Origin of the sequence: Sodalis sp. RH14 (assembly GCF_047324285.1) — a bacterium.
Taxonomy (GTDB): domain Bacteria; phylum Pseudomonadota; class Gammaproteobacteria; order Enterobacterales; family Enterobacteriaceae; genus Acerihabitans.
Window position 1 is genome coordinate 5789781 of sequence record NZ_CP178739.1, and the last position, 12315, is coordinate 5802095.

Below are 12315 nucleotides of genomic sequence, written 5' to 3' on the forward strand. Positions count from 1 at the left end.
AGCTTGACTCTTCAGCGGGAAAACGTAATATACGCAACCCGCGCCAGGTGAGATTGATGCACGCTGGCCATGCTCTTTAACAATTTATCAGACAATCTGTGTGGGCACTCACAAGACCGTATCGAAACACAAAATACCAAGTCTTGAAGAGTGAACAAACAGTTAATTCATAAGATTAACAGTATGACAATCTTTGAGCATCAAGCTTTTAATTGAAGAGTTTGATCATGGCTCAGATTGAACGCTGGCGGCAGGCCTAACACATGCAAGTCGAGCGGCAGCGGGAAGTAGCTTGCTACTTTGCCGGCGAGCGGCGGACGGGTGAGTAATGTCTGGGGATCTGCCTGATGGTGGGGGATAACTACTGGAAACGGTAGCTAATACCGCATAACGTCGCAAGACCAAAGTGGGGGACCTTCGGGCCTCACGCCATCGGATGAACCCAGATGGGATTAGCTAGTAGGTGAGGTAATGGCTCACCTAGGCGACGATCCCTAGCTGGTCTGAGAGGATGACCAGCCACACTGGAACTGAGACACGGTCCAGACTCCTACGGGAGGCAGCAGTGGGGAATATTGCACAATGGGCGCAAGCCTGATGCAGCCATGCCGCGTGTGTGAAGAAGGCCTTCGGGTTGTAAAGCACTTTCAGCGGGGAGGAAGGCGATAAGGTTAATAACCTTGTTGATTGACGTTACCCGCAGAAGAAGCACCGGCTAACTCCGTGCCAGCAGCCGCGGTAATACGGAGGGTGCGAGCGTTAATCGGAATTACTGGGCGTAAAGCGTACGCAGGCGGTCTGTTAAGTCAGATGTGAAATCCCCGGGCTTAACCCGGGAACTGCATTTGAAACTGGCAGGCTAGAGTCTCGTAGAGGGGGGTAGAATTCCAGGTGTAGCGGTGAAATGCGTAGAGATCTGGAGGAATACCGGTGGCGAAGGCGGCCCCCTGGACGAAGACTGACGCTCAGGTACGAAAGCGTGGGGAGCAAACAGGATTAGATACCCTGGTAGTCCACGCTGTAAACGATGTCGATTTGAAGGTTGTGGCCTTGAGCCGTGGCTTTCGGAGCTAACGCGTTAAATCGACCGCCTGGGGAGTACGGCCGCAAGGTTAAAACTCAAATGAATTGACGGGGGCCCGCACAAGCGGTGGAGCATGTGGTTTAATTCGATGCAACGCGAAGAACCTTACCTACTCTTGACATCCAGAGAAGTTTGCAGAGATGCGAACGTGCCTTCGGGAACTCTGAGACAGGTGCTGCATGGCTGTCGTCAGCTCGTGTTGTGAAATGTTGGGTTAAGTCCCGCAACGAGCGCAACCCTTATCCTTTGTTGCCAGCGAGTAATGTCGGGAACTCAAAGGAGACTGCCGGTGACAAACCGGAGGAAGGTGGGGATGACGTCAAGTCATCATGGCCCTTACGAGTAGGGCTACACACGTGCTACAATGGCGCATACAAAGAGAAGCGAACTCGCGAGAGTAAGCGGACCTCACAAAGTGCGTCGTAGTCCGGATTGGAGTCTGCAACTCGACTCCATGAAGTCGGAATCGCTAGTAATCGTGGATCAGAATGCCACGGTGAATACGTTCCCGGGCCTTGTACACACCGCCCGTCACACCATGGGAGTGGGTTGCAAAAGAAGTAGGTAGCTTAACCTTCGGGAGGGCGCTTACCACTTTGTGATTCATGACTGGGGTGAAGTCGTAACAAGGTAACCGTAGGGGAACCTGCGGTTGGATCACCTCCTTACCGAAAGATACGTAATGTGAAGTGTCCACACAGATTGTCTGATAACTGTAACGAGCAAGAAAAACCTTCTATAGGCTTGTAGCTCAGGTGGTTAGAGCGCACCCCTGATAAGGGTGAGGTCGGTGGTTCGAGTCCACTCAGGCCTACCATTCCTTCCCATGCTGCGTTGCGGCGCCACTCGTTTATTTCAATAAACTTCGTGACCCCACGCCTTGCCTGGAAACGAATGGGCTATCAAGTTGTTCTCCTTTCTAAATACCATTGCTTTGTAGCTTAATTGATGCACAGCAATTTCAGTGCGGGAAAGAGTCTGGTTGATGTTAAAAGGTTAAACGACTTGGGGCTATAGCTCAGCTGGGAGAGCACCTGCTTTGCACGCAGGGGGTCAGCGGTTCGATCCCGCTTAGCTCCACCATTTCCTGACGGGGATGGGTGGTAAGATTGTCTGGTTTTTCTTATTTATTTCAGAGCACATTGTTACGCAACCGCGTATCAGTATGCTGCGAAATACATGCTCTTTAACAATCCGGAACAAGCTGAAAATTTGAAAAAAACATGCTGAGCAAAATCAGTATGCGATTCTCTCAAAGCAAGCAAACCTAATGATTGCCGTGTCGATGGCAATCTCTGTAGCCCAGGCGAGGGTTTACTCTCACCAGGGTGAGACTGTGCGAACAGTGTCAGGGCAAGGCGCACGGCGCGCAGCCAGCGGAGTGGACTCAATGTCCATGAGCATGGCGAGCACCGCGCAACGATGCCCTGGCAGTGTGCAGCCAGTCGCAACACAGACACTTTAGGGTTGTGAGGTTAAGTGAATAAGCGTACACGGTGGATGCCTAGGCAGTCAGAGGCGATGAAGGACGTGCTAATCCGCGAAATGCGCCGGTGAGCTGATATGAAGCGCTATCAGCCGGCGATGTCCGAATGGGGAAACCCAGTGCAATTCGTTGCACTATCATTACGTGAATCCATAGCGTATTGAGGCGAACCGGGGGAACTGAAACATCTCAGTACCCCGAGGAAAAGAAATCAACCGAGATTCCCCTAGTAGCGGCGAGCGAACGGGGAACAGCCCAGAGTCACCATCAGCATTTGTATCAGGAGAACGGTCTGGAAAGTCCGGCAACACAGGGTGATAGCCCCGTATCCGAAGGTGCAAGTGCTGTGAGCTCGATGAGTAGGGCGGGACACGTGATATCCTGTCTGAAGATGGGGGGACCATCCTCCAAGGCTAAATACTCCTGACTGACCGATAGTGAACCAGTACCGTGAGGGAAAGGCGAAAAGAACCCCGGCGAGGGGAGTGAAATAGAACCTGAAACCGTGTACGTACAAGCAGTGGGAGCCTTGATTTATCAGGGTGACTGCGTACCTTTTGTATAATGGGTCAGCGACTTATATTCTGTAGCAAGGTTAACCGAATAGGGGAGCCGTAGGGAAACCGAGTCTTAACTGGGCGTTAAGTTGCAGGGTATAGACCCGAAACCCGGTGATCTAGCCATGGGCAGGTTGAAGGTTGGGTAACACTAACTGGAGGACCGAACCGACTAATGTTGAAAAATTAGCGGATGACTTGTGGCTGGGGGTGAAAGGCCAATCAAACCGGGAGATAGCTGGTTCTCCCCGAAAGCTATTTAGGTAGCGCCTCGTGAATTCATCTTCGGGGGTAGAGCACTGTTTCGGCTAGGGGTCCACCCCGGATTACCAACCCGATGCAAACTGCGAATACCGAAGAATGTTACCACGGGAGACACACGGCGGGTGCTAACGTCCGTCGTGAAGAGGGAAACAACCCAGACCGCCAGCTAAGGTCCCAAAGTCATGGTTAAGTGGGAAACGATGTGGGAAGGCATAGACAGCCAGGATGTTGGCTTAGAAGCAGCCATCATTTAAAGAAAGCGTAATAGCTCACTGGTCGAGTCGGCCTGCGCGGAAGATGTAACGGGGCTAAACCATGCACCGAAGCTGCGGCAGCGATACCTTCGGGTATTGTTGGGTAGGGGAGCGTTCTGTAAGCCTGCGAAGGTGGCCTGTGAGGGCTGCTGGAGGTATCAGAAGTGCGAATGCTGACATAAGTAACGATAAAGCGGGTGAAAAGCCCGCTCGCCGGAAGACCAAGGGTTCCTGTCCAACGTTAATCGGGGCAGGGTGAGTCGACCCCTAAGGCGAGGCCGAAAGGCGTAGTCGATGGGAAACAGGTTAATATTCCTGTACTGGGTGTGACTGCGAAGGGGGGACGGAGAAAGCTAGGTTCGCCGGGCGACGGTTGTCCCGGTTTAAGCGTGAAGGTGGAAAGAGCAGGTAAATCCGCTTTTTCATTCAACACTGAGGCGTGATAACGAGCCACTACGGTGGTGAAGGAATTGATGCTACGCTTCCAGGAAAAGCCTCTAAGCTCCAGGTCACATCGAATCGTACCCCAAACCGACACAGGTGGTCAGGTAGAGAATACCAAGGCGCTTGAGAGAACTCGGGTGAAGGAACTAGGCAAAATGGTGCCGTAACTTCGGGAGAAGGCACGCTGGCATTAGGTGGAGGGACTTGCTCCCCGAGCTGAAGCCAGTCGCAGATACCAGCTGGCTGCAACTGTTTATTAAAAACACAGCACTGTGCAAACACGAAAGTGGACGTATACGGTGTGACGCCTGCCCGGTGCCGGAAGGTTAATTGATGGGGTTATCCGCAAGGAGAAGCTCTTGATCGAAGCCCCGGTAAACGGCGGCCGTAACTATAACGGTCCTAAGGTAGCGAAATTCCTTGTCGGGTAAGTTCCGACCTGCACGAATGGCGTAATGATGGCCAGGCTGTCTCCACCCGAGACTCAGTGAAATTGAACTCGCTGTGAAGATGCAGTGTACCCGCGGCAAGACGGAAAGACCCCGTGAACCTTTACTATAGCTTGACACTGAACATTGAGCCTTGATGTGTAGGATAGGTGGGAGGCTTTGAAGTGTGGACGCCAGTCTGCATGGAGCCAACCTTGAAATACCACCCTTTAATGTTTGATGTTCTAACTCCGGCCCATAATCTGGGTCGAGGACAGTGTCTGGTGGGTAGTTTGACTGGGGCGGTCTCCTCCTAAAGAGTAACGGAGGAGCACGAAGGTTAGCTAATCACGGTCGGACATCGTGAGGTTAGTGCAAAGGCATAAGCTAGCTTGACTGCGAGAGTGACGGCTCGAGCAGGTGCGAAAGCAGGTCTTAGTGATCCGGTGGTTCTGAATGGAAGGGCCATCGCTCAACGGATAAAAGGTACTCCGGGGATAACAGGCTGATACCGCCCAAGAGTTCATATCGACGGCGGTGTTTGGCACCTCGATGTCGGCTCATCACATCCTGGGGCTGAAGTAGGTCCCAAGGGTATGGCTGTTCGCCATTTAAAGTGGTACGCGAGCTGGGTTTAGAACGTCGTGAGACAGTTCGGTCCCTATCTGCCGTGGGCGTTGGAAGATTGAGAGGGGCTGCTCCTAGTACGAGAGGACCGGAGTGGACGCACCACTGGTGTTCGGGTTGTCATGCCAATGGCATTGCCCGGTAGCTACGTGCGGAAGAGATAACCGCTGAAAGCATCTAAGCGGGAAACTTGCCTCGAGATGAGTCTTCCCTGTGGCTTTAAGCCACCTGAAGGGACGTTAAAGACGATGACGTTGATAGGTCGGGTGTGTAAGCGCAGCGATGCGTTGAGCTAACCGATACTAATGACCCGTGAGGCTTAACCTTACAACACCTAAAGTGTTTGACGCGAAGAGAGCGTTGCCCCGAGGGGTGGCGAGAGAATTTTCAGCGAAGTTCCGGATAAAGGCCGATGGTCATCAGAAGCAGGATGGCGGTTGGTAAACGAATTTGCCTGGCGGCACTAGCGCGGTGGTCCCACCTGACCCCATGCCGAACTCAGCAGTGAAACGCCGTAGCGCCGATGGTAGTGTGGGGTCTCCCCATGCGAGAGTAGGGAACTGCCAGGCATCCAATTGACGAAGCCCTCTGTGCAAACAGAGGGCTTTTTCATGTCCGTAACCCTGGCGGTTCGCTACTCGAGTAAGAGAGTAGGACCACCGGCAACGCCGGTGGAACGGAGCCGCAGGCGACGGCCCGCAGGGTGGCCGCCGCAGGCGGACATCAACTGCCAGGCATCCAATTGACGAAGCCCTCTGTGAGAACAGAGGGCTTTTTCATGTCCGTAACCCTGGCGGTTCGCTACTCGAGTAAGAGAGTAGGACCACCGGCAACGCCGGTGGAACGGAGCCGCAGGCGACGGCCCGCAGGGTGCCTGACGCAGTCAGGCATCCACTGCCAGGCATCCCATTGACGAAGCCCTCAAAGAAAACAGAGGGCTTTTTCATGTGCGTAACCCTGGCAGTTCGCTACTCGAGTCAGAGAGCAGGACAACAGGCGGAGCCTGTTGAACGCCGCCGCAGGCGACGGCCCGCAGGGTGCCTGGCGCAGTCAGGCATCAACTGCCAGGCATCCCATTGACGAAGCCCTCTGTGCAAACAGAGGGCTTTTTCATAGCGATAAAACAGGCAAGCCAGCAGGGCAAAAGGGTACCCATTGGTAATAAAATAGCATCTGGCTGGCCTGACGTATTTTATACTATTATCGGTTGAACAAATATTGGTTTATTAGCGTCCACCTGCGTCGCGGAAATAACCTCAGTACTAACTTCATCACCATTATGTTTATCATCAATATCTTCATTTTTATCACCAATTACATGTCCTCGACGGCGAGCAAGTGTTTCAATAAGACTTTTATTAAGTTTTTTTGCGGAGTGAGAAGGATCTTTTGACTCATTTGATGGAATATCCTTTTTAAGCACCTGGGGCACTGAGGCTTTAATATTAGAAAGTAAATCATGCTCAGACGGTTGCCGCCCAAATTGGTCATGATGTTCATTCGAGAAATTACTGGGCTGCCCCGATACTTTTCTTAACCCCTCCCGCGCTTTCTGAATAACATCCAATGTTATCTCCGGCCGGTGCGGTGGTTGTTGCCCAGAGCTTTTTTTGAGAATTCGCCTTTCCTTGGATTCACTATTGAAAGGCGGCGGTGGTGGCGGCGGCGGCGGTGGCGGCGAACCATTGGTACCGCTAGTGTCAGTGGCGATTCCATTATCTTCTGTCTGTGAAGACACTGACTTAGAATTCTTTTTTCCTCTGTCGCTCATATCACTATTAATATCGCTAGTGTCATCGGGGATGCCATCATCATCTGTCTGTGAAGACACTGACTTCATATCCTTTTTTTCATTTCCGCCCGGATTATTTATAGGCTGGATAATCTCAGGTTGATTTATATTATCCTGCGTTGATATAACCATCTTGCTCTCATCTGCGGTATTTTGTTCGTTAAGCTGACGCCACGGGTAGGGCTCGGTGTTTATGGTCATCTCACTGCGATTTGACGCATTTCCCCGCTTATCATACGCAACGGCTGAGACGACATACTGGTTGGTACCATGGCTGCTGAAGTCCGGAAATTGTACCTGGTAAGCATTATTGTTGAGGGTAACGACTTGACCCCCTGCAGGCTTCAGCGCGCTGTCGTCCCATTCAATACGGCTAATATCATGTTTAGACGAGACCCTAAAATTAATGTGTTTCCGTTCGCCTTCAACCCCGCTCAGCTCCGTGGGTAGCTGGAAATGAATTTGTTCCCTGCGCTGATACTCAAGCACAATATTATTATTACGCGCCACAACATCCAATCGGCTGCCGGCCAGGCTGCGCCGCAGCGGCGTATAATGCGGATCCAGCTGTTTTGCTAAAGGTACATTAAAATGATAATTTAATGAAAGATTGGCTTTACCCTCTGTTTTGCCATTATTCCAACGCGCATGATCCGCGCCAAATGTAATCAGCGGTACCGGAGAATAGGTCAAGCCCGCGGTAAGCGCCGAGGGGTTTCGATACCGTTCATTGCGGCTGAGGGTTACGACCTCAGCGCCGAAATAGCGCTCATATTTTACTTTGGCGCCCACCTGGGGGTATGCCGGTAAAAACGTCTCCGCTACAAGATCAAAACCATTCGCGGCGCGTTCCTTGGTACCTGTGAGTAATGAAGACGTTTTCCAATCCGACAGGCGATAATAGCCGTTAGCCGCAAGCTTAATATTATCTCCCCAGACTTCAAATCCGATACCTGCCCGTTGATGATGATTGCCTGAGATTTGCGCGTCGTAAAAGGCGTTATATCCCAGCATCCAGCTCTCGAAAAAATGACGCTGCCCCACACCAATATTGATGATACTTTTGGCATTATGCCGTCTTATACCGAGCTGGCTGAAGAGCATCCGCTCGTCCCTGTTTGTCAAGGGCACCAGGAAATCAAATGAGGCGCCAGTCAATAAATTGTGTTTTATTGGCAAATTGACTGCCGAGGTGCCAGACGGCGTTCCGTGTTTAACGCGCGGGGCTGTCGTGTTGTCCTTGGAGGAAAGGGCATTTTCATTGAGCGAAGGGATTGATAGTAAAGATTCATGTAATGTATGGTCGTTAAAATTGGGTTGGGGTAATTTTTCCCTGATGGTAATATCTTCGCCTTTATGGGTGCTGGTTTTTTTAAGTTCCTTTTTTTTGTCAGTTGAAAAACAGCCGGCCAACAAGGCCGCTATACTAATAACGGTAACGTGCCATTTTGTATAAATCATATATAATGCCGTAAAGTAAATATTTCAAGCAGTTGCCAATACTGCCACATGATTATATTTATATGCAGGAAGTTATAAATCAAAAGAGAATGAATAATCAGTTTTCTCTGGCAGGCTTCACTGCATGTTTAATGATTATTTAATCTATGGTTAAAACACAGGCTCGCTCCTTTCCGGGCCGCTTAGCAGCAAAACAGGCACGATCAAGGAAAGACCCCCCATCGGCATGCCGGGACCAGTATAATAAATAAAAATAAATTGATCCCTCAATAGCCTGTTATAAAGCTATTTTGGAATTTTTTAAAATACAATTTATCTGAATGAAACGACGGTAATTCTCGTCTTGACCTGGTGATAGTAAGTTAATCTATATAAACAGTTGATAACCTATTTGAAGAAATATCTTTTTTAGGGAAGTGATGAAAATCCAATCCCCTTTCAAAAGTTATTCAAGAGGGATTTTAATGCCACTTCCGTCTGCGTCCGGGCTAGCCGTTCGCGCCGGCGCCGCCCCATCAACCTACGCCGGACTGCTGCTGTACACGCAGCCAGTTGGCGATAAAAATCGCGATAGCATCGGGTTGGTTGATATCCAGCAGCGGCAGGTTGACGTCAATCTGCACGTCGCAGGCCACGGCAATGACATGGCCGTCAATCAATGGCCGCCACTCTTTGCCGGTATCCTGGCGAAACAGGGCGATTTTAGGCACCGGCTCGTCTTTGAACCCTTCGACCAGGATCACATCGATAAGCCCGCTGTCCATTTGACCGGCCAGCCAGAGTAATGTCGGCATCGCCAGGTCCGGCGTTTCGGTCATCAACGCCCAGCGCGCCTCGCTTGCCACCATGGTTTGCCTCGCGCCTGCCTTACGCAGTTCATAGCTGTCTTTCCCGGGTGTATCGACATCCACGTTATGATGGGTGTGCTTGATGATGCCCACGCGTATGCCGGCCTGGTTAAGCCGGGGAATGAGCTGGGTCAGCAAGGTGGTCTTTCCAGTGCCGCTGAAGGCGGTAAACGCCAACAAAGGGGGAACGGCATGCGACATAAAATAGTCCTTAGGTTTTTACCCAGTTCTGCACGTCAAGGGGGGTATTGAGATTATGGAAATTCGGGTTTTTCACCGGGAATATCACTCTTTCGGCGGCGATGCGGTTAAAAAACAACATTACCTTGCGTTCTCCCTGCGCCAGGAAGGCCTCCAGCTGAGAAATCAATACCCGGTGGAGCAGCGCAAAAGCCGGATGTTCCCGCCCTCCTGCGCTGGCAAAGGCGGCAAGAGCTTCCCGCTTACCATCCCATAACCGTTGCACTAAATCCCCCGGGAAAACCGGCACATCGCAAGGGGCGAACACCACCCATTGGGTCGGCGCTGCTTGTAACCCCGCCAGCATGCCGGCAAGCGGTCCGGGATAACCGGGCATGCTATCGCTCACAACCCGCAACCCGCTTTGCCGGTAGAGAGCGATATTGCGGTTGGCGTTAAGCAGCACGGTACCGACCTGGGGCGCCAGGCCGTCCAGGACATAGCGATAAAGGGGGATATGATTGACCATAACCAACCCTTTGTCTTTGCCGGCCATACGTGTTGCTTGGCCGCCGGCCAGGATTACGCCTGTGATGTCCGCTTTTATAATAACTCTCCTCCAAAGCCTAATCATTGATAGGCAGGCTCACATATTAAGATACAATGTTTCACATGTTACAGAACAATCATGTTTATCCTGCCTGGTGGATCTTGATACATTAACACTGGGACCTATAGAGAGGGATTGCGTTATGAAATATCACCGCCTTAATGAGCTTATCGAACTGCTGCATCCGGCATGGCAAAAAGAGCCGGATTTGAATTTGCTGCAATTCCTGCATAAATTGGCGCAAGAGGCCGGTTATGACGGTGATTTAACCGCTTTGTCGGATGATACGTTAATTTATCACTTAAAAATGCGCGGTGCCGACAAAACGCAAGCTATCCCGGGTCTGCAAAAGGATTATGAAGAGGATTTCAAAACCGCGATTCTGCGGGCGCGCGGCATCATTAAAGACTAGGCAAGGGCGACGAAATGAGCGTTTTATGAATATAACCGCATTTAATTTCAAGACGTTGATGCCGGAGCTTATAATGGATGCCCTGGAAAACGTCGGTTTACGCATAGATTCTGGGCTTACCGCCCTCAATAGCTACGAAAACCGCGTTTACCAATTCCTGGATGAAGACAGAAAACGCTACGTTGTGAAATTTTATCGACCTGAGCGCTGGTCGGTTGAGCAGATCCTTGAGGAACATGAGCTTTCATTGGGATTGAACGAGGCGGAAATCCCGGTGGTGCCGCCGATGCTTATCAATGGATCCACGCTTTTGCAGCATGAAGGCTTTCATTTTGCCGTATTTCCAAGCGTCGGCGGCAGGCAATTTGAACAGGATAATGACGAACAGCTTGAATGGGTGGGGCGTTTTATCGGACGTATCCATCGCAATAACGGCGATAAATGCTTCACTACCCGTCCGACTATCGGCCTGGATGAGTATCTGTATGAGCCAAGGCGTGAATTTGAACGCAGCACACTTATCGCGGGCAAACAAAAAACCGCTTTTTTACAATCCGTTGACACCCTAATAGCCGAAGTTAAGTTATGTTGGACGACGCAATGGCGTCCGCTGCGTCTGCATGGCGATCTGCATGCGGGTAATATTATGTGGCGGGACGGTCCGATGTTTGTTGACCTGGATGATGCCAGAAACGGACCCGCGGTTCAGGATCTTTGGATGCTGCTTAATGGCGATCGTATCGAACAGCAATATCAGCTGTCGCTTTTGCTTGAGGCTTATAGTGAATTCATGGATTTTAATCCGCGCGAATTGGCGTTGATAGAACCATTACGCGCGATGCGGATGATCTATTACCTGGCCTGGATTAGTCGGCGGTGGGGCGATCCCGCATTTCCCTATAGTTTCCCCTGGATGGTGGAAGCTGAGTTCTGGTCACAGCAAACACTCATCTTTACAGAGCAGGTGAAGCTATTGCATGAACCACCTTTACAGCTTATGCCTACGTATTAAACATTTGGAGAATAACTTAATGAAGAAGATTTGGTTGGCGCTTATGGGGCTCGCGTTGGCGTTTAGCGTTTCGGCCGCGCAATTTACCGAAGGGCAGCAATATATCCAACTTGATAAGCCAGCGACCGGTGAGCCGCAGGTATTGGAATTTTTCTCGTTTTATTGCCCGCACTGCTATGAATTTGAACAAAACTTCCATGTTTCCAGTACCGTAAAACAGGCTTTGCCCGCAGGAACCAAAATGATCAAATATCATGTGGATTTCCTGGGCGGCGATATGGGCAAGCAGGTTACCCAGGCCTGGGCCGTTGCCATGGCATTGGGCGTGGAGGACAAAGTCAGTCCGCTGTTGTTTGACGGTATTCAAAAAACTCAGACGGTGCAAACACCCGCCGATCTGCGTAATGTCTTTATCCAGGCCGGTGTGAGCGGCGAGGAATATGACGGCGCCTGGAATAGCTTTGTGGTCAAATCCCTGGTAGTCCAGCAGGAAAAAGCCGCGTCCGATTTGCAATTACGCGGTGTTCCAGCCATGTTCGTGAATGGCAAATATATGGTTAAGAACGATGGTCTGGATATGTCGTCAAAGGATGTCTACGTCAAACAATTTGCCGACGTGGTAAAATTCCTGCTAACGCAGAATTAAATACTTTAATGTATTACTTCAAAACGCCGGCCATGTCCGGCGTTTTTTATGCAATTGATTAACCTGCCTCACTAAGTTATTTCCCGCGTTGCGCCTGTCGGTCTGGAGGATTTGTGTATATCCTTTTTTAGCCAAAAGCGCTTATCATTTTATGCAGGACTTTAAGCGGCGGGTTATATCCACAAACGCGAAATGCTACTGATAAATATG

General features: G+C 50.8%; 6 protein-coding genes, 2 tRNA genes and 3 rRNA genes. 8 read left to right on the top strand and 3 right to left on the bottom strand.

Going from position 1 to position 12315, the window contains the following annotated elements; translation table 11 throughout:
* Positions 1-209: 209 nt before the first annotated feature.
* The 5 genes from ACL2XQ_RS26340 (at position 210) to rrf (ending at position 5713) form a co-directional block, all read left to right on the top strand.
* A 16S ribosomal RNA gene (locus ACL2XQ_RS26340) occupies positions 210-1752 on the top strand.
* A gap of 72 nt (positions 1753-1824) precedes the next feature.
* Positions 1825-1901: transfer RNA gene (locus ACL2XQ_RS26345), tRNA-Ile, on the top strand.
* 190 nt (positions 1902-2091) lie between these two features.
* Positions 2092-2167 (top strand) — tRNA-Ala (locus ACL2XQ_RS26350).
* A gap of 390 nt (positions 2168-2557) precedes the next feature.
* Positions 2558-5471: ribosomal RNA gene (locus ACL2XQ_RS26355) — 23S ribosomal RNA — on the top strand.
* A gap of 126 nt (positions 5472-5597) precedes the next feature.
* Positions 5598-5713: ribosomal RNA gene (gene rrf / locus ACL2XQ_RS26360) — 5S ribosomal RNA — on the top strand.
* Together the 16S, 23S and 5S rRNA genes with 2 tRNA genes alongside form the textbook arrangement of a ribosomal RNA operon.
* Positions 5714-6336: 623 nt before the next feature.
* Here rrf and ACL2XQ_RS26365 read toward each other — a convergent pair.
* From ACL2XQ_RS26365 to mobA, 3 genes are all read right to left on the bottom strand, one after another.
* A complete protein-coding gene (locus ACL2XQ_RS26365) occupies positions 6337-8397 on the bottom strand; it encodes an inverse autotransporter beta domain-containing protein (protein ID WP_413739868.1) in 2061 nt (686 codons plus the stop codon).
* Between the two features lie 515 nt (positions 8398-8912).
* On the bottom strand, positions 8913-9446 hold the full coding sequence (mobB, locus tag ACL2XQ_RS26370) for a molybdopterin-guanine dinucleotide biosynthesis protein MobB (RefSeq protein WP_413729168.1): 534 nt from the start codon (positions 9444-9446) through the stop codon (positions 8913-8915).
* A 10-nt stretch (positions 9447-9456) separates the two neighbouring features.
* Positions 9457-10032, bottom strand: coding sequence for a molybdenum cofactor guanylyltransferase MobA (gene mobA / locus ACL2XQ_RS26375; RefSeq protein WP_413740557.1), 576 nt, complete (start codon positions 10030-10032; stop codon positions 9457-9459).
* Between the two features lie 145 nt (positions 10033-10177).
* Between mobA and ACL2XQ_RS26380 the strand changes: the two genes are divergently transcribed.
* Genes ACL2XQ_RS26380 through dsbA form a run of 3 tightly spaced genes read left to right on the top strand, consistent with a single transcriptional unit; the run spans position 10178 to position 12105 of the window.
* Positions 10178-10447, top strand: coding sequence for a YihD family protein (locus tag ACL2XQ_RS26380; RefSeq protein WP_410016670.1), 270 nt, complete (start codon positions 10178-10180; stop codon positions 10445-10447).
* 25 nt (positions 10448-10472) lie between these two features.
* Complete coding sequence (locus ACL2XQ_RS26385) at positions 10473-11459, top strand: serine/threonine protein kinase (RefSeq protein WP_410016669.1); 987 nt, start codon at positions 10473-10475, stop codon at positions 11457-11459.
* 19 nt (positions 11460-11478) lie between these two features.
* On the top strand, positions 11479-12105 hold the full coding sequence (gene dsbA, locus ACL2XQ_RS26390; RefSeq protein WP_410012827.1) for a thiol:disulfide interchange protein DsbA: 627 nt from the start codon (positions 11479-11481) through the stop codon (positions 12103-12105).
* The last annotated feature ends 210 nt before the right edge of the window (positions 12106-12315 follow it).

What these genes read in the sequence shown, in the direction of transcription:
- mobB (WP_413729168.1), bottom strand. Translation starts at nt 9,446, where the DNA reads ATGTCGCATGCCGTTCCCCCTTTGTTGGCGTTTACCGCCTTCAGCGGC.
- ACL2XQ_RS26380 (WP_410016670.1), top strand. Translation starts at nt 10,178, where the DNA reads ATGAAATATCACCGCCTTAATGAGCTTATCGAACTGCTGCATCCGGCA.
- ACL2XQ_RS26365 (WP_413739868.1), bottom strand. Translation starts at nt 8,397, where the DNA reads ATGATTTATACAAAATGGCACGTTACCGTTATTAGTATAGCGGCCTTG.
- dsbA (WP_410012827.1), top strand. Translation starts at nt 11,479, where the DNA reads ATGAAGAAGATTTGGTTGGCGCTTATGGGGCTCGCGTTGGCGTTTAGC.
- ACL2XQ_RS26385 (WP_410016669.1), top strand. Translation starts at nt 10,473, where the DNA reads ATGAATATAACCGCATTTAATTTCAAGACGTTGATGCCGGAGCTTATA.